23 protein-coding genes are annotated in these 24,680 nt (G+C 68.8%); 5 read left to right on the top strand and 18 right to left on the bottom strand.

From position 1 onward, the window contains the following. Positions 1 to 2: 2 nt before the first annotated feature. Positions 3 to 1,268, bottom strand: a complete 1,266-nt coding sequence (locus RA210_RS17870) for a hypothetical protein (protein ID WP_201487490.1) — start codon at positions 1,266 to 1,268, stop codon at positions 3 to 5. 161 nt (positions 1,269 to 1,429) lie between these two features. Here RA210_RS17870 and RA210_RS17865 point away from each other — a divergent pair, with 161 nt between their 5' ends. Beyond that, complete coding sequence (locus RA210_RS17865) at positions 1,430 to 1,588, top strand: hypothetical protein (RefSeq protein WP_201487489.1); 159 nt, start codon at positions 1,430 to 1,432, stop codon at positions 1,586 to 1,588. A gap of 2 nt (positions 1,589 to 1,590) precedes the next feature. Here RA210_RS17865 and RA210_RS17860 read toward each other — a convergent pair whose 3' ends face one another. The 17 genes from RA210_RS17860 to RA210_RS17780 form a co-directional block, all read right to left on the bottom strand. Next, positions 1,591 to 2,514, bottom strand: a complete 924-nt coding sequence (locus RA210_RS17860) for an FAD:protein FMN transferase (RefSeq protein ID WP_236574799.1) — start codon at positions 2,512 to 2,514, stop codon at positions 1,591 to 1,593. Next, on the bottom strand, positions 2,498 to 4,717 hold the full coding sequence (locus RA210_RS17855; RefSeq protein WP_201487488.1) for a PepSY domain-containing protein: 2,220 nt from the start codon (positions 4,715 to 4,717) through the stop codon (positions 2,498 to 2,500). Before RA210_RS17855 ends, RA210_RS17860 begins: the two co-directional genes overlap by 17 nt. 16 nt (positions 4,718 to 4,733) lie before the next feature. Continuing rightward, positions 4,734 to 5,204 (bottom strand): DUF2271 domain-containing protein, encoded by a 471-nt coding sequence (locus RA210_RS17850; protein ID WP_201487487.1) that lies wholly within the window; start codon positions 5,202 to 5,204, stop codon positions 4,734 to 4,736. 246 nt (positions 5,205 to 5,450) lie between these two features. After that, a complete protein-coding gene (locus RA210_RS17845; protein WP_090215127.1) occupies positions 5,451 to 5,666 on the bottom strand; it encodes a TOBE domain-containing protein in 216 nt (71 codons plus the stop codon). A gap of 58 nt (positions 5,667 to 5,724) precedes the next feature. Continuing rightward, positions 5,725 to 6,522: an aliphatic sulfonates ABC transporter ATP-binding protein gene (gene ssuB / locus RA210_RS17840; RefSeq protein ID WP_201487486.1), complete on the bottom strand. Its 798-nt coding sequence runs from the start codon at positions 6,520 to 6,522 to the stop codon at positions 5,725 to 5,727. Beyond that, positions 6,519 to 7,310 (bottom strand): aliphatic sulfonate ABC transporter permease SsuC, encoded by a 792-nt coding sequence (ssuC, locus tag RA210_RS17835; RefSeq protein WP_201487485.1) that lies wholly within the window; start codon positions 7,308 to 7,310, stop codon positions 6,519 to 6,521. Before ssuC ends, ssuB begins: the two co-directional genes overlap by 4 nt. A 147-nt stretch (positions 7,311 to 7,457) precedes the next feature. Beyond that, positions 7,458 to 8,603: an FMNH2-dependent alkanesulfonate monooxygenase gene (gene ssuD, locus RA210_RS17830; RefSeq protein ID WP_201487484.1), complete on the bottom strand. Its 1,146-nt coding sequence runs from the start codon at positions 8,601 to 8,603 to the stop codon at positions 7,458 to 7,460. A 99-nt stretch (positions 8,604 to 8,702) separates the two neighbouring features. Then, positions 8,703 to 9,668, bottom strand: a complete 966-nt coding sequence (locus RA210_RS17825; protein WP_201487483.1) for a sulfonate ABC transporter substrate-binding protein — start codon at positions 9,666 to 9,668, stop codon at positions 8,703 to 8,705. A 150-nt stretch (positions 9,669 to 9,818) separates the two neighbouring features. Next, positions 9,819 to 10,406: an NADPH-dependent FMN reductase gene (gene ssuE, locus RA210_RS17820; protein ID WP_201487482.1), complete on the bottom strand. Its 588-nt coding sequence runs from the start codon at positions 10,404 to 10,406 to the stop codon at positions 9,819 to 9,821. A gap of 99 nt (positions 10,407 to 10,505) precedes the next feature. After that, entirely contained in the window at positions 10,506 to 11,144 is a 639-nt protein-coding gene (locus RA210_RS17815; RefSeq protein ID WP_136489474.1) for a peroxiredoxin, read from the bottom strand. Between the two features lie 365 nt (positions 11,145 to 11,509). After that, on the bottom strand, positions 11,510 to 12,850 hold the full coding sequence (locus RA210_RS17810) for an OprD family porin (RefSeq protein WP_201487481.1): 1,341 nt from the start codon (positions 12,848 to 12,850) through the stop codon (positions 11,510 to 11,512). A 282-nt stretch (positions 12,851 to 13,132) separates the two neighbouring features. Beyond that, the gene (locus RA210_RS17805) at positions 13,133 to 13,954 is read right to left on the bottom strand and encodes an ABC transporter ATP-binding protein (RefSeq protein WP_201487480.1); all 822 of its coding nucleotides are present in this window, start codon (positions 13,952 to 13,954) and stop codon (positions 13,133 to 13,135) included. 16 nt (positions 13,955 to 13,970) lie between these two features. Beyond that, positions 13,971 to 14,762: an ABC transporter permease gene (locus RA210_RS17800; RefSeq protein WP_201487479.1), complete on the bottom strand. Its 792-nt coding sequence runs from the start codon at positions 14,760 to 14,762 to the stop codon at positions 13,971 to 13,973. Between the two features lie 13 nt (positions 14,763 to 14,775). Further along, a complete protein-coding gene (locus tag RA210_RS17795) occupies positions 14,776 to 15,609 on the bottom strand; it encodes an ABC transporter permease (protein WP_201487478.1) in 834 nt (277 codons plus the stop codon). Further along, on the bottom strand, positions 15,606 to 16,814 hold the full coding sequence (locus tag RA210_RS17790; RefSeq protein WP_201487477.1) for an MFS transporter: 1,209 nt from the start codon (positions 16,812 to 16,814) through the stop codon (positions 15,606 to 15,608). Before RA210_RS17790 ends, RA210_RS17795 begins: the two co-directional genes overlap by 4 nt. A gap of 7 nt (positions 16,815 to 16,821) precedes the next feature. Beyond that, positions 16,822 to 17,889, bottom strand: a complete 1,068-nt coding sequence (locus tag RA210_RS17785; protein WP_201487476.1) for an ABC transporter substrate-binding protein — start codon at positions 17,887 to 17,889, stop codon at positions 16,822 to 16,824. A 413-nt stretch (positions 17,890 to 18,302) separates the two neighbouring features. Beyond that, positions 18,303 to 19,409 (bottom strand): sigma-54 interaction domain-containing protein, encoded by a 1,107-nt coding sequence (locus tag RA210_RS17780; protein WP_201487475.1) that lies wholly within the window; start codon positions 19,407 to 19,409, stop codon positions 18,303 to 18,305. Between the two features lie 300 nt (positions 19,410 to 19,709). Between RA210_RS17780 and RA210_RS17775 the strand changes: the two genes are divergently transcribed. From RA210_RS17775 to RA210_RS17760, 4 genes are all read left to right on the top strand, one after another. Beyond that, a complete protein-coding gene (locus RA210_RS17775) occupies positions 19,710 to 21,068 on the top strand; it encodes an LLM class flavin-dependent oxidoreductase (RefSeq protein WP_201487474.1) in 1,359 nt (452 codons plus the stop codon). Between the two features lie 65 nt (positions 21,069 to 21,133). Next, a complete protein-coding gene (locus RA210_RS17770; RefSeq protein ID WP_201487473.1) occupies positions 21,134 to 22,051 on the top strand; it encodes a TauD/TfdA dioxygenase family protein in 918 nt (305 codons plus the stop codon). 159 nt (positions 22,052 to 22,210) lie between these two features. After that, a complete protein-coding gene (locus RA210_RS17765) occupies positions 22,211 to 23,182 on the top strand; it encodes a 2-hydroxyacid dehydrogenase (RefSeq protein WP_136489464.1) in 972 nt (323 codons plus the stop codon). A 333-nt stretch (positions 23,183 to 23,515) separates the two neighbouring features. Next, positions 23,516 to 24,493, top strand: coding sequence for an IS5 family transposase (locus tag RA210_RS17760; RefSeq protein ID WP_201487472.1), 978 nt, complete (start codon positions 23,516 to 23,518; stop codon positions 24,491 to 24,493). Positions 24,494 to 24,680 lie beyond the last annotated feature (187 nt).

Here is a 24,680-nt window from a genome sequence, read left to right as displayed (position 1 = left end):
GATCAGTCCAGCAGCCTGATCCGGCGCAGCCAGGGCCGCCCCTCCTGATCGACGCCAAACACGCCGACGGAGTCGCTGCCGATGGCGAGCAGGCTGCTCGAGTCGAGGGTTGCGGTCGCGCCGACGGCGATGGGCGCTGACCACTGTCCGTCACGGTACTCCATGAGCCCGAGCGGCTGCGGCGGGGGCGACCACCAGCCCACGCGAGTCTCTTCAACCAGCACGATCACGCGGCCATTCTCCAGGGTCGCCACGCCCGTGAGGCGGCGGTGGCCTTTGCCGTCGAGCAGCAGGCGCGCGGGTTCGGGCAGGCCGCCGACGATCCGGCGCACCCAGATGCCGCCGGCGTTGTCCGAGGCGAGGACCAGGCTTTCCCGGCCCCGAGGATCGGCAGCGATCCGCGGATTGCTCCAGAAGGGTTCGGGGGCGGTTGTAGCGGTGAGGGAAACCAGTTCCTCGAGCGTGATTCCGAGCAGCGACCAGCTGGCGTCGCCGGCGCCCCGCGGGGCGATCCGCCGCGCCGGCAGGGGCGCCGCCGGGTGGCCCGGCGCGTTGAAGCGCTCGTAGCGCAGCTGGCTGTCCTCGGCCAACATGAAGCGCCGCCGGCGATAGACGACCTCGATGTCGCCATCCCTGCTGGCGACGGCGTCGGCGTAGGCGAGACTCAGGTTGCTCGCCCGATCGACGATGCCGCGCTCGAGCCAGCCGGAAGCCGTGTGTTCGGCGATGCCGAACTTGGTGACCAGGCTCGGCCAGGGCCAGACGATCCCGGCGCCAAGACCACCGAAGCCGAACCAGTCCCAGCGTTTCCTGTTGCGCGGATCGGGCGCGGAGAGTTCGAAGAGACAGGCGACATTCGGCCCGCCGCGGACGAACCGCCGGCAGCCGGGATTCTCCAGCTCCTCCCAGCCGGCAGCACCGAGCGCGAAGAGGCGATTGTCGACGATCGCATGCAGCACGCCGCCGGCGTCGACAACGGCGTCGAGCCGTTCGGCCGACGAGGATGCTGCAGGGACAGGTTCGGCTTCGCGCAGCTGCCCATCGCTGACGACGCGATGGCGCAGACGATCTTCAGGCTGCGACCACAGCAGGACATGAACGGCCTGCTGCGCATCGACCACCGCCTTGAGCAGGCGCGACCGCGGCCCGGCGAGAAGGATCGGCTCGCCGAGCGATATGGCCGCAGGCTTGCCGCTGCTCGACTGCGGATCCGCCCCAGGCCTCGACCAGGGAAGGCTTGCACAACCGGCGGCGAGCAGCAGGCTCAAGGCCGCGCAAAGCGGGCGGACAAGGTGCATCAGGCATGACCGATGGCTCAGGACGGCGCTGCTCCCCGAGGGGCGTCGACGGGCCCCGGGTGCGCAGCATATGGCCAGTATAGGGCGCGGCGCGGGAGGTCCGGGGCAGCCATCAACCTGCGCCTGCCGGGTTGGCTCGCCAGGAGCGGTGTTCGTCAATCGAGCATCCTTTCGAGCTGCCGCCGGGCCTGGAAATCCGCACCCGCCAGCTCTGCGAGCAGGGCGTCGGCCCCCTGGAGCGGGCGCAGGTCGCCATCGGCAAGGCGCGCACCCTGCTGGCGCGGATCTGAAGTCAGATTCCCACCGTGACCTCGCGGATGTGCTCTCCCTCGCGCACCAGGAACACCGCGCCCAGGCCCTGCTCGCGGGCCAGCCGGGCGCCGCGCTCGACGCCCAGCACCATCAGCGCCGTGGCCCAGGCGTCGGCGTACAGGCAGCTGCCGGCCAGCACGGTGACCGAGGCGATGCCGTTGTGCAGCGGCGTCCCGCTGCGCGGGTCGAGGGTGTGCGAATAGCGCTGGCCGTCGCGCTCGCGCCAGTGGCGGTAGTCGCCGGAGGTGGCGATGGCCGTGTCGGCCAGTTCCAGGCTGGCGAACACCTCGCGGCGGCCGTACTCGGGCTTCTCCAGGGCGACGCGCCAGGCGCCGTCGGGCTTCTCGCCGCGGGCGCGCAGCTCGCCGTCGATGCCCACCAGATAGCGCTGGATGCCGTGGCGTTCCAGGCAGCGGGCCAGTTCGTCGACGCCGAAGCCCTTGGCGATGCCGTTGAGGTCGAGGCTGACCTCGGCCTCCTTGCGCACGGCGCGCCGCTCGGTGTCGAGGGTCAGCGCCGTGGCGGCCGTGCAGCGCGGCGTTGCGCTTGCGCCTGCCGGCGCCGGGCCGAAGCCCCAGGCGCTGACCTGCGCGCCGAGGGCGATGTCGAAGGCGCCGTGCGACAGGCTGCCGACGTGCAGGCCGGCGAGCAGCACCTGGTACAGCTCGTCCGGCAGCTCGAACCACTCGCCGAGCGGTGTGCGGTTCAGTTGCATCAGGGTGGAGTCCGGCTTCCAGGTCGACATCTGCGCATCGACCCGGTCCACCGCCGCCTGCAGCTCGGCCTGGATGGGCCGGGTGTCGAGCCCGGCGGCGGCGAAGAACACCGCGGTGAAGCGGCTGCCCATGGTCGGCCCGCTGAGGCTGTAGCGCACCAGCGGTTCGCAATCAGTAAACGTCTTCACGGAAGCGCCCCTGTGCCTTGAGTTGATCGAGGTTGCTGCCCATCTCGGCCAGCAGGGTTTCCAGAACGGCGCGCACGCCGGCGGCCATCTCCCGCGAGCCGCAGACCAGCACCTGGGCGCCCTGTTGCAGCAGTGCGCGGATACTGGCGCCATCCTCGCGCAGGCGGTCCTGCACGTAGGCCGGCGTCGGCCCCTCGGAGAAGGCCCGCTGCAGGCGCTGCAGGCGGCCGTCCGCCAGGCACTGCCGGAGCTCCTCGCCATACAGCTGGTCGCTGGCGTGGCGTCCGCCCCAGTAGAGCTGGATGGGGCGGCGGGACTCATTCCTGCGCACGAAGCCGATCAGCGGCGCCACACCCACGCCGGCGCCGATCAGCAGCACCGGATGCTCGCCGGCCTGCGGACGGAAGCCCGGATGCGGCTGGATGCTCGCCGCCAGCTCTGCGCCCGGCTGCAGGCCGTGCAGGTAGCTGGAGCACAGCCCCTGCGGATGGCGGCGCACGCAGATCTCGACGAAACCGTCGTCAGCGGCGCTGGCGATGGAGTACAGGCGCGGCGCAGTGTCTTTCTGCGAAGCGTCGGCCTGCGCGGTATCGACCGCCGCGGCATCGAGCGGACGGATGGCCAGCAGGTCGCCGGGGGCGAAGCTGGTGCTGCCGGGGGCCACGGCGAAGCGCAGCACCGCGGCCGGCTGGCCGCCGCGCTCGCTGTAGCACTGGCGCTCCTGCAGGGTCAGGCGCACCGCGCTGGTCGGCAGCAGCGCCGATTGCAGGCGCAGCGGAGTGCCGAGACATTCGCCGAGCTGCCCGGCCCAGGCGTTCAGCTCGCCGCTGGCCTGGCGGTCGACGCGCTGCAGTGGCAGCAGCGGCTGGCAACCGCGTTGCAGCAGGGCCTGCTCGACTGCTTCGGCATAGGCGCAGAAGCGCGGGAACTGGCGATCGCCGAAGCCGACCACCGCCACCGGCAGGCCGCGGGCGGGCCAGCGGACTTCGGCCAGGCGGCCGAGGAACTGTGCGGCGCTGTCCGGCGCCTGGCCGTCGCCGTAGGTGGCAGCGAGCAGCAGCAGGCAGCGTGCCTGCGGGTAATCGTCCTGCACGGCGTTCATGGCGGCGACGTGCACCGGCCAGCCGGCAGCCTCGAGTTGCGCCTGCAGCTGGCGGGCGTAGGTCCAGGTCGAGCCGCCCTGGCTGCCGACCAGGATCACCGCCTTGGCCTGTTCGGCCGGTACGCCCTGGTCCTGTACGCCGGCGCGGCCGCGCCGCTGCCACCAGCCGAGCAGGCCGCTGCCGCCGAGGAACAGGGTGGACAGCGCCAGGCCGGCGAGGGCCATGGACCACAGCGGCATGCCCTCGCCGGTGTGCAGGGCGTAGGCGGTCTCAAAGAGGTTCTGCGCCGCGCCGTTGCGCTGGAAGCTGATCCACTGGCCGCTGGCGGCGTTGACGAAACCGCTGCCGCTGGCGGTACGCACGCCGAGGTAGTGGATGTCGTCCGTGGCGCTGGGGAATTCCAGCTCGCGCAGCTGGGGCAGCTCCACCTGGCGCAGCGCCGCGAGGCTGCCCAGCGGCAGGTGCGGGGCGGCCTGGATGCCTTCCGGCCAGGCCGGCTCGTTGTCGGAGCCGTCGCCGAGCAGGCCCAGGCTGGTCGCCGACAGGTACAGGCCGCTGAGGGCGAGCACGGCCAGCCCCGGCAGAGTCCAGCGGGCGATCACCGTGTGCCAGTGCAGCATGCCCTGGCCGGCGCGTATCGGCGTCAGCAGGCGGCGCCAGCCACCGAGGCGGCGGGCCAGCAGGATCGCGCCGCTGATCGCCAGCAGCGCCAGGGCCAGCGCCGCCAGGCCGCTCAGCCAGCGGCCGGTGGAGCCGAGCAGCAGCTCGCGGTGCAGGTCGCGCAGCCACTCGAGGGTGGCCGACGGGACGTAGGGGCCGAGGTCTTCGCCGGTCGCCGGGTCGACCACGTGGACCGGCTCCTCGACATCGCCGCCGAGGGTGGCGAGCAGGGTGCCGTTGGCGCTGCGCTCCAGGCGCTCGACGTTGGGCAGGTGCTGGCTGACGCGCTCGGCGACGACGGCCACGCTGTCGCCGGGGGCGTCCAGCTGGCCGAACTGTTCGCTCAGGCTGGCGCCCGACAGCACCAGCCCGGTGGCGGCGGAAACCAGCAGCAGGGCGCTGAGCAGGAGGCTGGTCAGCAGGTGCAGGCGACGATTCATGGTGGCCTCGTGGGGGTCAGAAACTGTAGCTGAGACGGTCGACGTAGCCGCTGCCGCTGGCTTCGCCCGGCTCGCGGGTCAGCGGCAGGCGGACCTCGGCGCGGTTGTCGCGCTTGTCCTCGACCGCGCTGTCGACGCGGATCTCGTAGCCGGCATCGAGCAGGGCCTGCTCCAGTTCGACCTCGACCGTCAGGTTGTCGCCACTGCCGACGCTGGCGCCGGTCAGGCCGTCGTACTCGGCGCTCTGCGCGCCGCCACCGCGGGTCCAGTCGCGCAGGTGGCGGTAGTACTTGGCCTTCTTGCCGGCGACCCACAGGGTCTTCTGGTACTGGCCGTCGGCATCGGTCAGGTAGATGGCCAGGTAGGCGCCCTTGCCGCGGTATTCCTTGAGGGTGACGTCCAGCGTCAGGGACTGGGTCTGTGCCTGGACCAGCAGCGGTGCGGCGGTGGCGCCGGCCAGGGCCAGCGAGATGAGCTTCTTGTTCATGGGGGCAGGCTCCTGCGGATTCGATGTGGCTACAGTACGGAACCAGGCTGAATCCAGGCTGAAGGGCTGCGGGAATGGGCTTAATCGGGACTTAAGCCAGGTGTGCCTGCCGGGCGGTTGCCTGCCTGGAAAGAGAACGCCCGCAGTCTCCAGCGGGCGTTGCACTATGCTCGGGCGCCAGCGGAGGTGGCCGGATGCGAGCGGGAGAGGGCGCTCCCGCCGCGTCGCCCCGTTCCGCTCGGCGGATCACAGCTTGGCGATGGACACCTCGGTGGATTTGACGAAGGCGATCACTTCGCTGCCGACGGCCAGTTCCAGCTCCTTGACCGAGCGGGTGGTGATCACCGAAGTGACGATGCCGGCGGCGGTCTGCACGTCGATTTCGGAGAGCACGTCGCCCAGGACGATCTCCTTGATGGTGCCCTTGAACTGGTTGCGCACGTTGATGGCTTTGATGGTCATGGTCTTGCTCCTTCAGGGGTATGGGTAAGGCTGGCGGTTTTGGACTGGGAATGGTTGGTCAAAGGGCCCAGCGCAGTTGCGTGGGCAATGGCGATACGGGTTCGGCGGTTTCTGCCTGCGCCGGCAGGGCCAGCACGCGCTCGAGCACCTGGGCTTCCAGCGCGGCCAGTGCCGCCGAGGCGCGCGGGCGCGGGCGGGCCAGCGGGATCGGCAGATCGAGGCCGATGTGGCCGTCCTCGATGAGGATCACCCGGTCGGCCACCGCCACCGCCTCGTTGACGTCGTGGGTGACCAGCAGCACGGTGAAGCCGTGCTGCTGCCACAGGCGCTCGATCAGCTGCTGCATCTCGATGCGGGTCAGTGCGTCCAGCGCGCCGAGCGGCTCGTCGAGCAGCAGCAGGCGCGGGCGGTGGATCAGCGCGCGGGCCAGCGCCACGCGCTGCTTCTGCCCGCCGGACAGCGCCGCCGGCCAGTCGTGGGCGCGCTCGCCAAGGCCGACCGCTGCCAGTGCTTGCAGCGCCTGGCTTTTCCAGTCGCCGGACAGGCCGAGGCCGACGTTGTCGATCACCCGCTTCCACGGCAGCAGGCGCGAGTCCTGGAACATCAGGCGGATGTCCTCGCGGGCCGCGGCCAGCGGCGCGTTGCCGGCCTGCAGTTCGCCGGAAGTGGCATGGTCCAGTCCGGCCAGCAGGCGCAGCAGGGTGCTCTTGCCGCAGCCGCTGCGGCCGACCACGGCGACGAACTGGCCGGCGGGGATGTGCAGGTCGATGCCGTGCAGCACCGTGCGCTCGCCGAAGGCCTTGGTCACGCCGTGCAGGTGCAGCGGGAGGCCGCGCTTCAGATCTTGGGTGCTCATCGGGCACCTCCTTGCTGGTAGGCCGGGTGCCAGCGCAGCCAGGCGCGTTCGAGGCCGCGGGCGGCGACATCGGCCAACTTGCCGAGCACCGCGTAGAGCAGGATCGCCAGCACCACCACGTCGGTCTGCAGGAACTCGCGGGCGTTCATCGCCAGGTAGCCGATGCCGGCGTTGGCCGAGATGGTTTCCGCCACGATCAGGGTCAGCCACATGAAGCCGAGGGCGAAGCGCACGCCGACCAGGATCGACGGCAGGGCGCCGGGCAGGATCACCTGGCGGAACAGGGCGAAGCCTGCCAGGCCGTAGCTGCGCGCCATCTCCACCAGGCCGGCGTCGACGCTGCGGATGCCGTGGTAGGTGTTGAGGTAGATGGGGAACAGGGTGCCGAGGGCGACCAGGAAGATCTTCGCGCTCTCGTCGATGCCGAACCACAGGATCACCAGCGGGATCAGCGCCAGGTGCGGCACGTTGCGGATCATCTGCACCGAGCTGTCGAGCAGGCGTTCGCCCCATTGCGACAGGCCGGTGACGAAGCCGAGCGCCAGGCCCAGGCTGCCGCCGATGACGAAGCCGATGCCGGCGCGCCAGCCGCTGATCGCCAGGTGCTGCCACAGCTCGCCGCTGCTCAGCAGCGCCCAGCCGGCGACGGCCACGGCGCTGGGCGCCGGCAGGATGCGGCTGGACAGCCAGCCGCTGCTGGCGGCCAACTGCCAGACGCCGAGCAGCAGGACCGGCAGCGCCCAGGGCGCCAGGCGCAGGGCCAGCCGTTGGATAGGTGTCGTACTCATCGTTCAGTCACTCTTGCGGTGGCAAGTCGTCGTTGCAGTGTTTCACGATGGTTCCCACGCTCCGGCGTGGGAACCCGCGGCGTGGACGCTCAGCGTCCAGTGCTCGGGGCTGCGTGCCCACGCTGGAGCGTGGGCACGATCAACGCCTTAGCTGGCCGCCGCCTTGGGCAGGATGTCGCTGGAGATCATCTCGCCGAACGGGCTGACGTAGCCGCGGCTCTCGGGACGCTGCGGCTGGGCGATATCCAGGTGCGGGAACAGCAGCTCGGCGACCCGGTAGGATTCCTCCAGGTGCGGATAGCCGGAGAACACGAAGGTGTCGATGCCGAGATCCGCGTACTCCTTGACCCGCGCCGCCACGGTCGGGCCGTCGCCGACCAGCGCGGTGCCGGCGCCGCCGCGCACCAGGCCGACGCCGGCCCACAGGTTCGGCGCCACTTCCAGCTGGTCGCGCTTGCCGCCGTGCAGGGCGGCCATGCGCTGCTGGCCGACCGAGTCGAAGCGCGCCAGCGAGGCCTGCGCCTTGGCGATGGTGTCGTCGTCCAGGTGGCTGATCAGCCGCTCGGCGGCGGCCCAGGCCTCTTCGTTGCTCTCGCGCACGATCACGTGCAGGCGGATGCCGAACTTCACGCTACGACCGTGCCTGGCGGCGCGCGCACGCACGTCGGCGATCTTCTCGGCCACCGCCTGCAGCGGCTCGCCCCAGGTCAGGTACAGGTCGACCTGCTCGGCGGCCAGCTCGTGGGCGGCCTCCGAGGAGCCGCCGAAGTACAGCGGTGGATGGGGCTGCTGGATCGGCGGGTAGAGCAGCTTGGCGCCCTTGATCTGGATGTGCTTGCCGTCGAGGTCGACGGTCTCGCCGCTCAGCACGCGCTTCCACACGCGGGTGAATTCGTCGGCGGCCTCGTAGCGCTCGGCGTGGGAGAGGTGCAAGCCGTCTCCGGCCAGCTCGTCCGGATCGCCGCCGGTGACCAGGTTGAACAGCGCGCGGCCATTGGACAGGCGGTCGAGGGTCGCCGCCTGGCGCGCGGCCACGGTCGGCGAGATGATCCCCGGACGCAGGGCGACCAGGAACTTCAGGCGCTGGGTGGCCGGGATCAGCGAGGCGGCGACCAGCCAGGAGTCCTCGCAGGAGCGCCCGGTGGGGATCAGCACGCCGCCGAAGCCGAGGCGGTCGGCGGCCTGCGCCACCTGGGTCAGGTAGCCGTGGTCGACGGCGCGGGCGCCCTCGGCGGTGCCCAGGTAGTGGCCGTCGCCGTGGGTGGGGAGAAACCAGAAGATGTTCAGACTCATCGCAATAATCCTTCATGCGGGCGCGCGTGGGGGCTTGGCTCATGCGCGCGATGATTCGGGAAAGGAGTTCAGGCGGACGCGCAGCGCCCGCCTGCGGGCTTACTGCTGGGCGACCTTGGCTGGCGGCGTCCAGACCACGTCCTTGATGCTCAGGCGCCTGGGAATCAGCTTGAGGTCGGCGAAGGTGTCGGCGATCTTCTGCTGGGCTTCCACCACTGCCGGAGTCAGCGGCTGGGCGCCGTAGCCCTGGCGGGCGACGGCCTTGTGGGTGATCTCGGCCGGCAGGCCGATCAGCGGGGCGACCTGGGCGGTGACCCTGGCCGGATCGGCCTTGGCTTCCTCGCCGATGGCGCGGATTTCCTCGATCAGCGCGCCGACCACCTGCGGGTGCTGCTGGGCGTAGCTGCCGCTGGCCAGGTAGAACTGGTGGTTGTCGACCAGCCCGGAGCCGTCGCGCAGGGTGCGCGCCGCCAGTTGCTGCTCGGCGGCGGCCTGGAACGGATCCCAGATCACCCAGGCATCGACGCTGCCGCGCTCGAAGGCGGCGCGGGCGTCGGCCGGCGGCAGGTATACCGGGGTGATGTCGGTGATCGACAGGCCGGCATCCTCCAGGGCGCGCACCAGCAGGTAGTGCACGTTGGAGCCCTTGTTGAGGGCGACCTTCTTGCCCTTCAGCTCGGCCACGTTCCTGATCGGCGAATCCTTGGGCACCAGGATCGCCTCGCCGGTGGGTGCCGGCGGCTCGTAGGCGACGTAGCGCAGGTCGGCGCCGGCGGCCTGGGCGAACACCGGCGGGGTCTCGCCGGTCACGCCGAAGTCGATCGAGCCGACGTTGAGGCCTTCCAGCAGCTGCGGGCCGCCGGGGAACTCGGTCCACTGCACCTTGACGCCCTGGGCGGCGAGGCGCTGTTCCAGGCTGCCCTTGGCCTTGAGCAGCACCAGGGTGCCGTATTTCTGGTAGCCGATGCGCAGGGTGTTGTCGGCATCATCGGCGGCGAGGGCGGCGGAGGAGATCGCTGCAGCCAGCAGGGCGACCAGTCCGCGACGCAGGTAGGGGGTGCGCATGGCGCTCTCCTTGTATGCAAGTCGGTAGTGGTGGGTGCCTGCCGGTCCGTTGACGGACGAGTGAGGACTTTTACTGCCCCCTTCCCGTATGGGCGGGGCGGAAAAGAGAGGGGCTGCGCGGGAGCGCTCGCCCGGAGGGGAAGCGGTGGTTCAGACGCTCCAGCGGGCGCCGAGCAGCTGCTGTTCGAGCTGCCCCGGCTGCAGATGGCGCGGACGGCGTACCAGTGCCTGGTAGAACTGCTCCAGTGCGCTTGCCAGCCGTTGCTCCAGCTCCTCGCTGAGGACCACGCGGCCCTCTTCGTAGCGAGTCTGGCGATCGTCGGCGAACACGCCCTGCAGCACTTCTTCGGCCTTCAGTGCGGCCAGCACGGGCTTGAGCGCGTAGTCCAGCGCCAGCAGGTGCGCCGGGCTGCCGGCGGTGGCCAGCGGCAGCACCACCTGATGGGCCAGGGCGCGCTCGGGCAGCAGGTCGAGCAGGGTCTTCAGCGCGCCGGAATAGGCGGCCTTGTACACCGGCGTGGCGACCAGCAGGCCATCGGCGGCGCGCACGCGCTCGGCCAGTTCGACCACCTGCGGGCTGTCGAAGCGCCCGTAGAGGAGGTCCTCGGCGGCGAAGTCGCGCACGTCGAAGCTGACCACCTCGACGCCGCGCGCGCTCAGCCAGCGGCGCGACCACTCCAGCAGGCCGGCGGAGCGCGACTGCTGCGAGGGACTGCCGGAAAGGGATACGACCAGCATCGCTGTTTCCTTCTCGTGTGAATAAAAAATGGGCCTGTTCTGCCTGGCAGGCCCCGAACCCCATGCGTGGCTTGAGGGTTGAAACCTGGGTGTCGAAACTCAGCGGTTCGGCTGCGGGGTCAGGCGCAGGTAGGGCTTCACCGCGCGGTAGCCTTTGGGGAAGCGCTGCTGGATCTCCGCCTCGTCCTTGAGCGAGGGCACGATCACCACCTCGTCGCCGTCCTGCCAGTTGGCCGGGGTGGCGACCTTGTGGTGGTCGGTCAACTGCAGCGAGTCGATCACCCGCAGGATCTCGTGGAAGTTGCGCCCGGTGCTGGCCGGGTAGGTGATGATCAGGCGTACCTTCTTGGCCGGGTCGATGATGAACAGCGAGCGCACGGTCAGGGTGTCGTTGGCGTTCGGGTGGATCAGGTCGTAGAGGTCGGAGACCTTGCGGTCGGCGTCGGCCAGGATCGGGAAGTTGACCTGGGTGTCCTGGGTCTCCTCGATGTCCTCGATCCACTTGAGGTGCGAGTCCACCGGGTCGACCGACAGGGCGATGGCCTTGATGCCGCGCTTGGCGAACTCGTCCTTCAGCTTGGCGGTGAAGCCCAGCTCGGTGGTGCACACCGGGGTGAAGTCGGCCGGGTGGGAGAACAGGATGCCCCAGCTGTCGCCGAGCCACTCGTGGAAACGGATGCGGCCGACGCTGGATTCCTGTTCGAAGTCGGGGGCGATGTCGCCGAGGCGGATGCTCATGGTTCTGCTCCTCAGAAGGGGATGTCCTTGGGTGGAGGTCACTATGCGCAGGATTTTTCAGGATTAAAAAGAATAAATTTCTATTTTCTAATTCTTTTTGGAAATATCAGGCTGGCCGTCAGGCCCGGACTTGCTTATGCATCCAGGAACTAGTCAAGAAACAAAATGTTCTTTTATGGAATAAGCGGGCTTTCCTATAGTCCCGCTTTTCTTTGTCCTGCCCCCAGGGGTTGCCCGATGAAGCGACTGCTTGCTTCTTCCATGCTGGCCTGCAGTCGCCTGAAGCGGCGGAGCGGCAAAAGCCCGACGGAGAATCCCGCCGGGCTTTGTCGGTGGCAGCAGGGCGCTGTCGCTGCCGAGCGGGCTTACAGCAGCGGCAGGCTGTAGCTGACGATCAGGCGGTTCTCGTCGACGTCGCGCTGGCTGGCGAGGTCGCTGCGCAGCGAAGCGTTCAGCCAGGCAAAGCCGAGGCCCTTGAGTGCGCCGCTCTGCACCACATAGTCGAGACGCAGGTCGCGCTCCCATTCGCCGACATCGCCGGAGCTGTTGGCCACGTCGTAGTTGACGCCCTTGTTGTAGATCGCCTTGGCGGTCAGGCCAGGTACGCCGAGGGCGGCGAAGTCGTAGGCATAGGAGGCGATCCACACGTCGGCGCCCGGCGCGCGGAAGCCGCCGATCTGCCGCTCGGCGATGGTGTAGCCGCTGACCCCGGCGCCCTGGTTGAGCAGGCCGAGGATGCTGTCGCCGCCGTTGTGCTGATAGCCGAGGCCCAAGGCGTGGCCGCCGACCTTCCAGGTGAACTGGGCGCTCGACAGCTGGCTGTCGATCTCGCCCTTGTGCGGGTCGCCGGCCGGCCGGCCGAGGTCGCCGCCCACCGACCAGCCCTCGGCGCGCCCGGCGGCGCTGGCGTTCTTGCCGTCGGAGCTGCTGTCGAAATAGCGCAGGTCGCTGACCAGGCTGCCCAAGGGCAGGGCCAGGGTATGGGTCAGGCCGAGGAAATGCTGCTCGTAGTAGTCCTCGAGGTTGCCGTAGTAGTACTGCAGCAGCAGGTTCTTGCCGATGCGGTAGTCGGCGCCGCCGTAGTAGAACTTGTTGGTGTTCGGCTTGTTGGGGCCGGCGGCGCTCAGGCTCTCGCGGTCGCTGGAGGCGCGCAGCTTGGTGTGCTCCAGCTGGCCGCCGATCAGGGTCAGGTTGTCGATTTCGTTGGAGGTGATCTGGCCGCCCTCGTAGGTCTGCGGCAGCAGGCGGCCGTCGTTGTAGACCACCACCGGCAGCTTGGGCAGCAGGGTGCCGAGGCGCGCCTCGGTCTTGGACACGCGCAGCTTGCCGGTCAGGCCGAGATGGCTGAACTCGTCCGCCGCCTTGCCGTTGCTTTCCAGCGGGAACAGTTGGCTGGGGCTGCGCTCGATGCCGGCCTTGCCGAAGCGGCCGCCGGAGTCGAGCTTGACGCCGAGCAGGCCGAGTGCGTCCACACCGACGCCCACGGTGCCCTGGGTATAGCCGGAGGTGTAGTTGAGAACGAAGCCCTGGCCCCACTCCTTGACCGACGGCGCATTGGCGTCGCGGATATCCTGGTTGAAGTAGAAGTTGCGCAGGCCGAGGCTGGCCTTGCTGTCTTCGATGAAACCTGCGGCGGACGCCTGCTGCACGGACGGCAGACCCACGATGCCCGCCACAATGGCCAGGGCCAGAGTGGACTTGTTCATTGCTCGATGCTCCAGATGATCGAATGCTGGATGAGGCGGCCGTGCGGGCGTTTCGTGGTCGAATGGGCTGTCACTGGCCGACTGATGAAGCGACGTTGTTGTCGGCGAGAGCTAGGCTAAGCGAACTTTTGTAATTCCAAAAAGAATTATTAATTTGAATTTAATGTCTATTTTGAATATAAAAATCTGGGCGTGAAAAGGCGCCGCCGGACCTGCCGGCGGCGCTTGGTTCAGGGTGAAAGAGGCCTGCGGGCGCGCGAACGGTGCCGCCTCGACCGCGCGCTACCAGGCCATGGCGTAGCTGCGGAAGGCGCGCTGTTCGTGCTGCGGGTGCAGCAGCGGCGCGGCCTGGTGCTGGCTGAAGTCCTGCAGGATGTCGTTGCGCAGCTCGGCCAGGCGGTAGTCCTCGCGGCGGCGCGGGTGCGCCACGTCGACCTCGACGATGCGCTTGATCCGCCCCGGCCGCGGCTCCATCACCACCACCCGGTCGCCGAGCAGCACCGCCTCGTCGACGTCGTGGGTGACCAGCACGGTGGTGATGCCCTCGGCCAGCCAGATGCGCGCCAGCTCTTCCTGCAGCTGGGCGCGGGTGAGGGCGTCGAGGGCGCCGAAGGGTTCGTCGAGCAGGAGGATCTTCGGCCGGTTGACCAGGCCGCGGGCGATCGCCACGCGCTGGCTCATGCCGCCGGACAGCTGCGCGGGATAGGCGCGGGTGAAGTTCTGCAGGCCGACCAGCTCGAGGTGCCGATGCACGGTGTCCAACCGCTCGGCCTGGCTCAGCGGCGAGTTGGCCAGTGCCAGCAGCACGTTGTCCTCCACGCTCAGCCAGGGGTACAGGCGGTGGTCCTGGAACACGATGCCGCGCTCGGGATCGGTGCCGCGGATCGGCACGCCGTCGAGCAGCAGGCGGCCGGCGCTGGCTTCCTCGAGGCCGACCAACAGGCGCAGCAGGGTGGATTTGCCGCAGCCGCTGCCGCCGACGATGCTGATGAACTCGCCCTGGCGGATGTTCAGGCTTATGTTCTCCAGCACGCTGAGTTCGCCGTCCTTGACCGCGAAGCGCTTGTCGACCCCGTCGAGGGTCAGGAAATCGGTCTTGCTCATGGGTTGCTTCCTTCAATCAATGGGGGCGCACGCGCCAGGCCAGGCTGCGGGTTTCGATCCAGGCGGCCAGGCGGTTGAGCAGCAGGCCGACGGCGCCGACCACCACCAGGCCGTAGAGCACCTGGTCCATCTCGAAATGCTCGCGGCCGTCGATCATGGTGTTGCCGATGCCGGGGCCGGCAGAGAAGAAGTATTCGGCGCCGATGGTCGCCAGCCAGGCGTAGATCAGCCCCAGGTGCAGGCCGGTGAAGATCGCCGGCGCGGCGGAGGGCAGCACCAGCTTGAACAGCCGCTGGGCGCGCGACAGGCCGAGCACGCGGGCCACCTCGTACAGCTCTACGCGGGTGGCGCGGATGCCCTCGAAGCTGTTCAGCGCCACCGGGTAGAACACCGCCAGGGCGATGAACGCCACCTTGGCCGGCTCGCCGAAGCCGAACCAGGCCGATAGCAGCGGGATCCAGGCGAACAGGGCGATCTGCTTGGCGGCGTGGAAGGTCGGGCCGACCAGTCGCTCGGCCAGCCGCGACAGGCCGAGCAGGCTGCCGAAGGCCAGGCCGATCAGGCCGCCGAGCACGAAGCCGGCGAGGTTGCGCTGCAGGCTGGCGGCGAGGTTGTGCCACAGCTCGCCGCCGCGCGCAGCCTGCCAGAAGGCGTCGAGCACCGCCGGCGGGCTGGCGACCAGCTTGGTGTCCACCCACTGCAGCGCGGTGGCCAGCCACCACAGCAGCACCAGGCCGACCGGCACCACCCAGCCGCGCAGATCGGGCCGGCGCTGTAGCAGGGGAAAGCGTTTCGCAAGGTCGATCATGTTGTCGTGCTCCTCAGAACGCCTGGCGCTGCCAGCGCTGCAGGCGGGTTTCGATCAGCGCCAGGCTCTTGTCCAGCAGCAGGCCGACCAGGCCGATCACCAGCATCGCCACGATCACCAGGTCGAGCTGGAACATCTGCCGGCCGTCGACCATCAGGTAGCCGATGCCCTCGCTGGAGGCGAGCAGCTCGACGGTGACCAGGGCGATCCAGCCCTTGGTCAGGGCGAAGCGCACGCCGGTGAAGATGCTCGGCAGCGCCGCCGGCAGAATCACCCGGCGCAGGCGCTGCGCCAGGTTGAAGCGATACACCTGCGCCACTTCCAGGTAGCTGTGCGGGATGTTGCGGATACCGGCGAAGGTGTTGATGGTCATCGGCACCAGTACCGCCTTGGCGATCACCAGGTACTTGAGCCCCTCGTCGATGCCGACCAGCATCATCAACAGCGGAATCCAGCCGAGCACCGGCACCTGGGCGATGGCCTGGAACAGCGGCCACAGGTAGGCCTCGACCTGGCGTGACAGGCCCATCAACAGGCCGAGGGCGAGGCCGACCAGGCCGCCGAGCAGCGAGCCGATCAGCACCCGCTGCAGGCTGATCGACAGCTCGAACCACAGATCGCCGCTGCGCAGCAGGTCGAGGAAGGTCTGCAGCACCAGCGCCGGCGGCGGCAGGATCTGCGCCGACACCCAGTCGCGGGCCACCGCGGTGTGCCAGAGCAGCAGCAGGGCGGCCGGCAGCAGCAGGGCACTGGCCTTGACGCCCAGCCAGTTCAGCGGGCGGGCCAGCTCGGGCCAGTGCCAGTGGGGAAGCGAACGCGGGGCTCCCGCGACTCGGGTCATGCTCATGGGGAAGTCCTCCGGGCGGAAAGATCGGGTAGCGGGCGGCGCAACTGGCGCAGCAGGAAGGCGGCGAACGGCAGGATGAACAGCAGGAACAGCGGTTGCAGGCCGAAGCGGGCGCCGAGCAGGCCGCCGAGAAGGCAGCCGCTCATGCTGCCGGCCGGCCCGACCAGCGCGGCCAGCCCGGCGACCCGGCCGTGGCCGAGGCGCAGGCCGCTGCGCGCGTAGCTGGACAGGGTGGCCACCTGCAGCATGCCCAGGCTGGCACCGAGCAGCAGGGAGCCTGCCCACAGCAGCGGCGCGCTCTGGCCGAGGCCGAGGGTCGCCAGGGCGGCGCTGCACAGCAGCAGGCTGGCGACGAAACCGTTGCGGCTGCGCTCGCCGAACACCCGGCCGAGCAGGAACAGCGCGAGGATGAACGCCAGGCCGTGGCCGCTGAGCAGGGCGGCGGCCTGCTGCGCCGACCAGCCGTAGTCCTGCACGGTGATGGCGACGATGAAGAAGGCGAAGAACATCGCCGCCGCCTGCACGCAGAAATCCAGCAGGCAGTTGCCGCGCAGCTGGGCATCTCCGCGCAGCAGGCCGAACTGCCGGCCGAGCGCGGCCAGGCTCAGGCGCTCGGCGCTGCGCCGCTGCGCTGGATAGAAGCGCAGCACCAGTGGCGCCAGCAGCGCCGGCAGCACGAAGGCCAGGCCGATCAGGCTCCAGCTGCCGGCCGCGCCGCGCCAGTCGACCAGCAGCGCCGCCAGGGTCGGGCCGACCAGCAGCAGGCCGATCATCTGCGAGCCGCGGAACCAGCCGGCGCGGGCCTCGCCCATCTGCGCCAGCTGCTGCATGAACACGGTGTTCAGCGACACGAAGCGGCATGGCATGCACAGCCCCACCAGCAGGGTCAGCGCCAGCAGGTACAGCGGGTGCGGCACCAGCGGCACCAGCTGGTAGACGGCGCCGGCCAGCAGGCTGCCGAGCACGAACAGGCGCAGCGGCCCGAGCCGCTCGACCAGCACGCCGCACGGCAGGCTGGTGAGCAGCAGGCCGGCGGTCTGCGCCCCGGCGATCAGCCCCAGCTGCAGTGGCGAGGCCTGCAGGCTGATGGCGTACAGCGCAGTGGTCACCTTGGCAAGGCCGACGCCGATGCCGGCCAGGGTGGCCAGAAGGATGAAGCTGGCCAGGGTGCGCCCGTGCGCCAGTCCGGCGGTGGTCGTGGTCATGCGTGGCTCACTGGCTCAGCGGCTGGTTGGCAGCGTCGTACTCCGGCCACAGCTTCTGCAGGCCCAACTGCTCGATGGCGGTTTCGACGTACCTGGGCTCGACCCAGCCGGCCACGTTGACGTCGCCGCGCAGCAGACCCAGCTCCTTGGATTCGGCGACGGTGGCGCGGTAGCGGTCGACGAAGAACTCGTCGAGACGCGGCGAGTAGCGGCGCGCCAGGGTGAGGTCGCCCTGCTCGGCGCGCAGCGAGTCGACCGGAGTGCCGGACTTGGCCCACAGCTCGAACGCCGCGTCCTCGTTTTCCGGTGCCGACACCCAGGCGGCGGTCTTCACCAGGCCGTTGACCACCTTCTGCACGATCTCGGGATGCTTTTGCTCGAAGTCACCGTCGACCAGCACGTGGGTCTGGCGGGTCAGGCGGGCGTCCACCGCGCGGGTGTCGTAGATGATCCGGCCGACGCCGTTCTTCTGCAGCTCGAAGGCGGTGGAGGACAGCCAGGCGCCGTCGATGTCCTTGGAGGCCAGCGCCGCGGCGGCGGTGGGGAAGTCCATGTTGATGGTGCGGAAGTCGCGGTCCTGCAGGCCTTCGCGCTTGAGGGTGCGCGCGGTGGCCAGCTGCAGGTTGGTGCCCTTGAACTGCGCCACCTTCTTGCCCTTGAGATCGTCCAGGCTCCTGGCCGGAGAATCGGCCGGCACCACCAGGTAGTTGGAGGCGAGCAGGCCGTCGGCGGCGATCAGTCTGGTGTTGAGGCCGCCGGCCTTGCCGATCACCGCCGGCAGGTCGCCCTGCCAGGCGAAATCGAGTTGCTTGTTGGCCAGCGCCTCGTTGACCGCGGGGCCGGCGCCCTTGAAGTAGGTCCACTCGACCTTGATGCCGTCGGCTTCCAGTTCCTTCTCGATGGCCTGGCGCTGGTGGGCCAGGCTGGTCACGCTGGAGGAGGCGAAGGGAATGCCGCCCTTGCCGACGGTGGCCAGGCCGAAGCGGATCACCTGGGGTTGCTCGGCGGCGAGCGCGGCGCCGAACCAGCTGGCGCCGAGGGCGGCGACGAGGGGGAGTAGCAGTTTGCGTTTCATGGGGGACTTCCTGTTTCCGTCGAAGGGGGCTTGCCGGAGCGCCGGATGGTGACGCGGCGGGTACAGGAAGGGTGGTTGCAGGTGTTATGCCAAAGTCTTTCAAATCATTAAATTAAAATGCCATAACGACATAACAGGCCGGCAAGCGGCCGTTTGGCGCGCTCTGCCGCTGGCGAGCAGGGGGCGCCGGTCGGGCGACGGTGCGCCGTGCGGCGCGGCGCTCGGCGAGGCTGTGGCGAATTGCGCAGCGCCGGCAGCGAACTGTTGGAAAGTCCGCAGCGCCGCGCTCCGGACGCCGCCAGGTTGGACAGGCTGGGCACCGGCCCCGAGGCCAGCAGCAGGCGCAGCAGCAGATAGCACGCAGAAGCCCGCCCGCCAGCGCGGGCGGGCGGAGAGCCGCCCTGCAACGGACCTCAGCCGGCGTTGCCGTAGCGCGCGCCGGCCGGTGGTGGCAGCAGGTCGTAGCGTTTCATCAGGGTGCGCAGCGCGTGGCGGCTGATGCCCAGGCGGTCGGCGCTGTGCACCTGGTTGAAGTGGTGGCGGGCGAGGGTGGTCTCGACCAGCAGTTCCTCCCAGCGCGCCAGCAGCTCCGGGTGGTCGTGGTCGAGCAGCTCCTGCAGCTGCTGGCGGATGCCCTGCCAGAGCGGGTCGGTCGGAGCGCTCGCATTGTTAGCCGGCGCACCAGCGGTCGTGGTCGGAGCCGGGGCAGACGCAGCCCGACGGCTGAACTGCAGATGGCGTCCCTCGATCAGCGGCCCGCCGGCCAGCAGGGCGGCGGACAGCAGGGTGTTCTCCAGCTCGCGGATGTTGCCGGGCCAGCTGTGCGCCAGCAGGCGCTGCACGGCGTCGGCGTTCAGCTCGGGCAGCGGGCGGGCGTGCTCGCGGGCGAACTGGCCGAGGAAGTGCCGGGCCAGCGGCAGGATGTCGCCGGGCCGGTCGCGCAGCGGCGGAATGCGCAGGGTGACGATGTTCAGCCGGTAGTAGAGATCCTCGCGGAAGCGCCCGGCGCTGATCGCCGACTGCAGGTCGACGTGGGTGGCGGTGACGATGCGCACGTCGATGGGGATCGGCTTGCGTCCGCCGACGCGCACCACCTCGCGCTCCTGCAGCACGCGCAGCAGCTTGACCTGCAGCGCCAGCGGCAGGTCGCCGATCTCGTCGAGGAACAGGGTGCCGCCCTGGGCGGCCTCGAACCAGCCCTCGCGGCGGCCGTTGGCGCCGGTGAAGGCGCCGGCCTCGTGGCCGAAGAATTCGCTCTCGGCCAGGCTTTCGTTGATCGCCGCGCCGTTCACCGCCACGAACGGCCCCTTGCGGCCGCTGCGCTTGTGCAGGTGACGGGCCAGCAGTTCCTTGCCGGTGCCGGTTTCGCCGTGGATCAGCACGGGCACGGGGCTGGCGGCGACCAGCTCGGCCTGTTCCAGCAGTTGCTGGGAGCGGATGTCGGCGAACAGCAGCGCCTTGGCCCGGATTTCCTCGCGGCTGTTCTCATGGGGAGCCAGAGTCAGGACGGGTGCGTTCATGGCGGCCTCGCTTGCTACGGGTTCTCGATCCGGCAGGACTGTAGCGGCACATGCTTATATTTAAAAATAATCAAATTTACTTTCTATATTCCAGATTTTGAATGTGAGCTGTTGCCCGTACTGCTGGCGAAAAATCGGCAGAACGCGGCCTTTGCTGCGCAAAATCCAACAGTTGCACGGCAAGAGGCCGCTAAAAGCGCTGAATATGCGGGCTTCATGCAATTGGCACGCTTGCTGCAATCACCCTGTCAGCGCCGCAACGGGCGGCGATCCGAACCTTCTCGACCGACAGGGAGCCCCATGAGCCAGCGTCAATTGAGTCTGAATGCCTTCCTGATGGCCACCGGCCATCACATCGCCGCCTGGCGTCACCCGGACGTGCCGGCCGGCGCCGAGGTGGACTTCCGGGAGTACCTGCGGGTCGCCCGACTGGCCGAAGCCGCCAAGTTCGATGCCGTGTTCGTCGCCGACGGCGTGGCGGCCAATTTCGGCAGCGGCAGCCTGGAGGCGGCATCGCGCAATGCGCGGGCCTCCTTCCTCGAACCCTTCACCCTGCTGTCGGCGCTGGCCGCGGTGACCGAGCGCATCGGCCTGATCGGCACGGTCAGCACCAGCTTCAACGAGCCCTACCACCTGGCGCGCAAGTTCGCCTCGCTGGACTGGATCTCCAATGGCCGTGCCGGCTGGAACCAGGTGACTTCCAACACCCTGGCCGAGGCGCAGAACTTCAACCGCGACGAGCACCTCGAGCATGCCCTGCGCTACGAGCGCGCCGGCGAGTTCCTCGACGTGGTCAAGGGCCTGTGGGACAGCTGGGAGGACGACGCCTTCGTCCGCGACAAGGCCAGCGGCCAGTTCTTCGATCCGGCCAGGCTGCACGTGCTCGATCACCGGGGCAAGCACTTCCGGGTCAAGGGGCCGCTCAACGTGGCGCGCTCGCCGCAGGGCTACCCGGTGCTGGTGCAGGCCGGTTCCTCCGAGGCCGGCAAGGAGATCGCCGCGCGCACCGCCGAGGCGATCTTCACCGCCCACCAGAGCCTGGAAAGCGCGCAGGCCTTCTATGCCGACGTCAAGGGCCGCCTGGCCAGGTACGGCCGGAGCCCGCAGGAGCTGAAGATCCTCCCCGGCATCCTCGCCATCGTCGGCCATACCGAGGAAGAGGCCGAGGCCAAGTACCGGCAGCTGCAGGAGCTGATCCACCCGCAGGTCGGCCTGTCGCTGCTCTCGGGAATGATCGGCGCCGACCTGTCCGGCTACGACCTCGATGGCCCGGTGCCGCAGGACCTGCCGGAAACCAACGGCGGCAAGAGCCGCCAGGCGCTGCTGCTCGATCTGGCCGCGCGCGACAACCTGAGCATCCGCGAGCTGTACCTGCGCATCGCCGGCGCCCGCGGCCACTGGACGGTGGTCGGCACCGCCGAACAGGTCGCCGACCAGATCCAGCTGTGGTTCGAGAACGGCGCCGCCGACGGCTTCAACGTCATGCCGCCGTGGCTGCCGGGCGGCCTCGAGGACTTCATCGAGCTGGTGGTGCCGGAGCTGCGCCGCCGCGGGCTGTTCCGCACCGAGTACGCCGGCACCACCCTGCGCGAGCACTTCGGCCTGGCCCGGCCGGAAAACCAGTACGTCCGGCAGCGCCAGCAGCGCGCCGCCAGCTGAAACCTGACAGACAACCTTTGCTTTGCCAACGAGATCGGCGGGCATCACCGCCAGGGAGAACCGACATGAGCCTCAGCATCCAACCCATCACCGGCCGCATCGGCGCCACCGTCAAGGGCGTGCGCGTCACCGACCTCAGCGACGCGCAGTTCGCCGAGCTCTACCAGGCGCTGCTCAAGCACAAGGCGCTGTTCTTCCCCGAGCAGCACCTCAGCGACGCGGAGCAGGAAGCCTTCGGCCGCCGCTTCGGCGACCTTTCGGTGCACCCCACCGCACATACCGCGGCCAACACCGCTGGCATCCTCGAGGTGGACTCCGAGCGCTCTCGCGCCAACTCCTGGCACGCCGACATCACCTTCCTCGCCGACTATCCGAAGATCACCCTGCTGCGCGGCGAGGTGGTCCCCGAGTTCGGCGGCGACACCGTGTTCGCCAATGCGGTGACCGCCTACGACGAGCTGCCGGCGCCGCTCAAGCAGCTGGCCGACAGCCTGTGGGCCCGCCACACCAACGTCTACGACTATGCCTCGCCCAAGGAGCTGGCCGGGGTCGAGCAGCACCTGCGCTTCCGCGAGGACTTCACCTCGGTCTACTACGAGACCGAGCACCCGCTGGTGCGCGTGCATCCGGAAACCGGCGAGAAGGCGCTGCTGCTCGGCCACTTCGCGCAGAAGATCGTCGGCCTCAGCTCGCGCGACTCGCGCACGCTGCTCGAGCTGTTCCAGGCGCACATCGTCAAGCTGGAGAACATCGTGCGCTGGCGCTGGAGCAAGGGCGACCTGGCGGTATGGGACAACCGCGTCACCCAGCATATCGCCGTCGACGACTACGGCAACGCCCGCCGCGTGGTGCGCCGCACCACCGTACACGGCGAGATCCCGGTGTCGGTCAGCGGCGAAACCAGCCGCGCCATCAAGCCCAGCCCCGAGGCGCGCAGCCCGCTGACCGACGCCGACAAGCTGGGCCTGAAGAAGGCCGGCTGAGTCCAGCCCGGAACCGAAACCGGCGCAGGGCGGCGCCGGCAGGCCACCGCACTGCGCAGGACCGCTCCGGCGCTCCCGGATGCGGCGGGGCTGGACCGGCCGCCGTATCCGGGCAATCCTTGCTGCCTTGTTTCCCCGGATCAGCCGCGCAGGAACGCCATGAGCAAGAACGTCTTCGTCTTCAGCCGCCTCAGCCCCGAACACCAGGAACGCTTGCGGCACAACTTCAACGTCACCCTGCTCGACCCGGCCGGCGACATCGAAGCCCAGTACGCCGCGGCGCTGCCCGAGGCCCACGGCCTGCTCGGCGTCGGCCGGCCGTTCGGCCGCGCCCAGCTAGAACGCGCCGGCCAGCTGGAGGTCGTCTCGACCATCTCGGTGGGCTACGACAACTACGACCTCGCCTATCTGAACGAGCGCGGCATCCTGCTCACCAACACCCCGGACGTGCTCACCGAGACCACCGCCGACCTCGGCTTCACCCTGCTGATGTCCGCCGCGCGGCGGGTTCCGGAGCTGGACGCCTGGGTCAAGGCCGGCCACTGGCAGGCCCCGGTCGGCCCGGCGCAGTTCGGCAGCGACGTGCACGGCAAGACCCTGGGCATCCTCGGCCTCGGCAACATCGGCGCGGCCATCGCCCGCCGCGGCCGCTTCGGCTTCAACATGGAGGTGCTGTACAGCGGCAACAGCCGCAAGCCGCAACTGGAGCAGGAACTGGGCGCGCGCTACTGCGGCTTCGACGAGCTGCTCGGCGAGGCCGACTTCGTGGTGCTGGTGGTGCCGCTCAGCGCCGCGACCCGCCAGCTGATCGGCCGCCGCGAGCTGGCGCTGATGAAGCCGGGCGCCATCCTGGTCAACGTCGCCCGCGGCCCGGTGGTCGACGAGGCAGCGCTGATCGAGGCGCTGCAGAACGGCCAGATCCGCGCCGCAGGCCTCGACGTCTACGAGAAGGAGCCGCTGCGCGAGTCGCCGCTGTTCGCCCTGTCCAACGTGGTGACCCTGCCGCACGTGGGTTCGGCCACCCACGAGACGCGCCAGGCGATGGCCGAGCTGGCGCTGGACAACCTGGAGCGCGCGCTGCTCGGCGGCACGCCGCGGCACAGGGTCAATCCGCAGGTGCGGGTGGGGTAGGGCGCTTTCTCTCTCGTCCCCGTCCGTGGCCATGGGCGGGGACTTCCTCAGGTTGTGTTGCACTTGCGCCCCGCGCTACTCTCGGCACCTGTCATCAGCGCACACAAAGGGACTTGGCGCCATGGTGCATAACCTACCTTCACCACCATCACTCTTGTCAAAGCTGCGTCTCAGAGCGGTTTTCCGTTTCTCTGGCGGAGTTTTATCCATCAGTCCCGTTCGGGGTGTTATGCACCAATTGGTGTCTGTTTTTTGTTAGGCGTCTAGGGAAGGTCTGAAAAACACTTCCCGATCTGGTGAAATGGCCCGCCAGCCCCTCTGGAGTTCCCTTGCATGAAGCAGCTGTCTTTCGCCGATGCCGAGTACGCCGGCAAGCGCAAACAGACCCGCCGTGAGCGCTTCCTGATCGAGATGGATCAGGTCGTGCCCTGGCAGGCGCTGACGGCGCTGATCGAGCCGTACTACCCGAGAGGCGAAGGTGGGCGTCCGGCCTATCCGCTGGCTGCCATGCTGCGTGTGCACCTCATGCAGAACTGGTTCGGCTACAGCGATCCGGCGATGGAGGAAGCCCTCTACGAGGTGACGATCCTGCGCCACTTCGCTGGACTGCACCTGGATCGGATTCCGGACGAAACCACCGTCCTCAACTTCCGCCGTCTGCTGGAGCGGCACGAACTGGCCAGCCAGATCCTGGAAGTCATCAATGGCTACCTGGGCGAGCGCGGTCTGCTGTTGCGCCAGGGCAGCATCGTCGACGCGACCATCATCCATGCGCCCAGCTCGACCAAGAACAAGGATGGCAAGCGTGATCCGGAGATGCACCAGGCCAAGAAGGGCAACCAGTACTACTTCGGCATGAAGGCACACATCGGCGTCGACGACGACTCGGGGCTGGTACACAGCGTGATCGGCACGGCAGCCAACGTGGCGGATGTCACTCAGCTCGACAAACTGCTGCACGGTGAAGAGTCGTATGTCTGCGCTGACGCCGGTTATACCGGCGTCGAAAAGCGTGCCGAGCATGAAGGCCGTGAAGTCATCTGGTCGGTTGCCGCTCGCCGCAGTACCTACAAGTCGCTCGGCAAGCGCAGCCTGCTCGGGCGCGTGATTCGCCAGATCGAGAAGACCAAGGCCCAGACGCGCGCCAAGGTTGAGCATCCGTTCCGGGTGATCAAGTGCCAGTTCGGCTACACCAAGGTGCGTTTCCGTGGGTTGGCGAAGAACACGGCCCAACTGGTCACTCTGTTTGCCCTGTCGAACCTCTGGATGATGCGGAAACGACTGCTGATGGCAGGCGAGGTGCGTCCGTGATGCGGGCAGTAGCCCACAGGGTGCCCGTGAAGGGCAAGATCAACTCCCGAAAATCTAGAAGTGTTGACAGTGGCTCTGGTTGCTGTATGATTCATCTCCCTCGCTTCGGTGGTCGAGTTCTTCGCTGAAGCGCAAGCGGTTGATTCGGAAAGAAAATTTTCGAAAAACGCTTGACAGATTGAAAGGC

The sequence above is a fragment of the Pseudomonas sp. OF001 genome (genome assembly GCF_904426495.1).
In the GTDB taxonomy this organism is placed as follows: domain Bacteria; phylum Pseudomonadota; class Gammaproteobacteria; order Pseudomonadales; family Pseudomonadaceae; genus Geopseudomonas.
The sequence above is the reverse complement of the archived record's forward strand: the minus strand, read 5'-3'. Positions and strand labels throughout refer to the sequence as shown.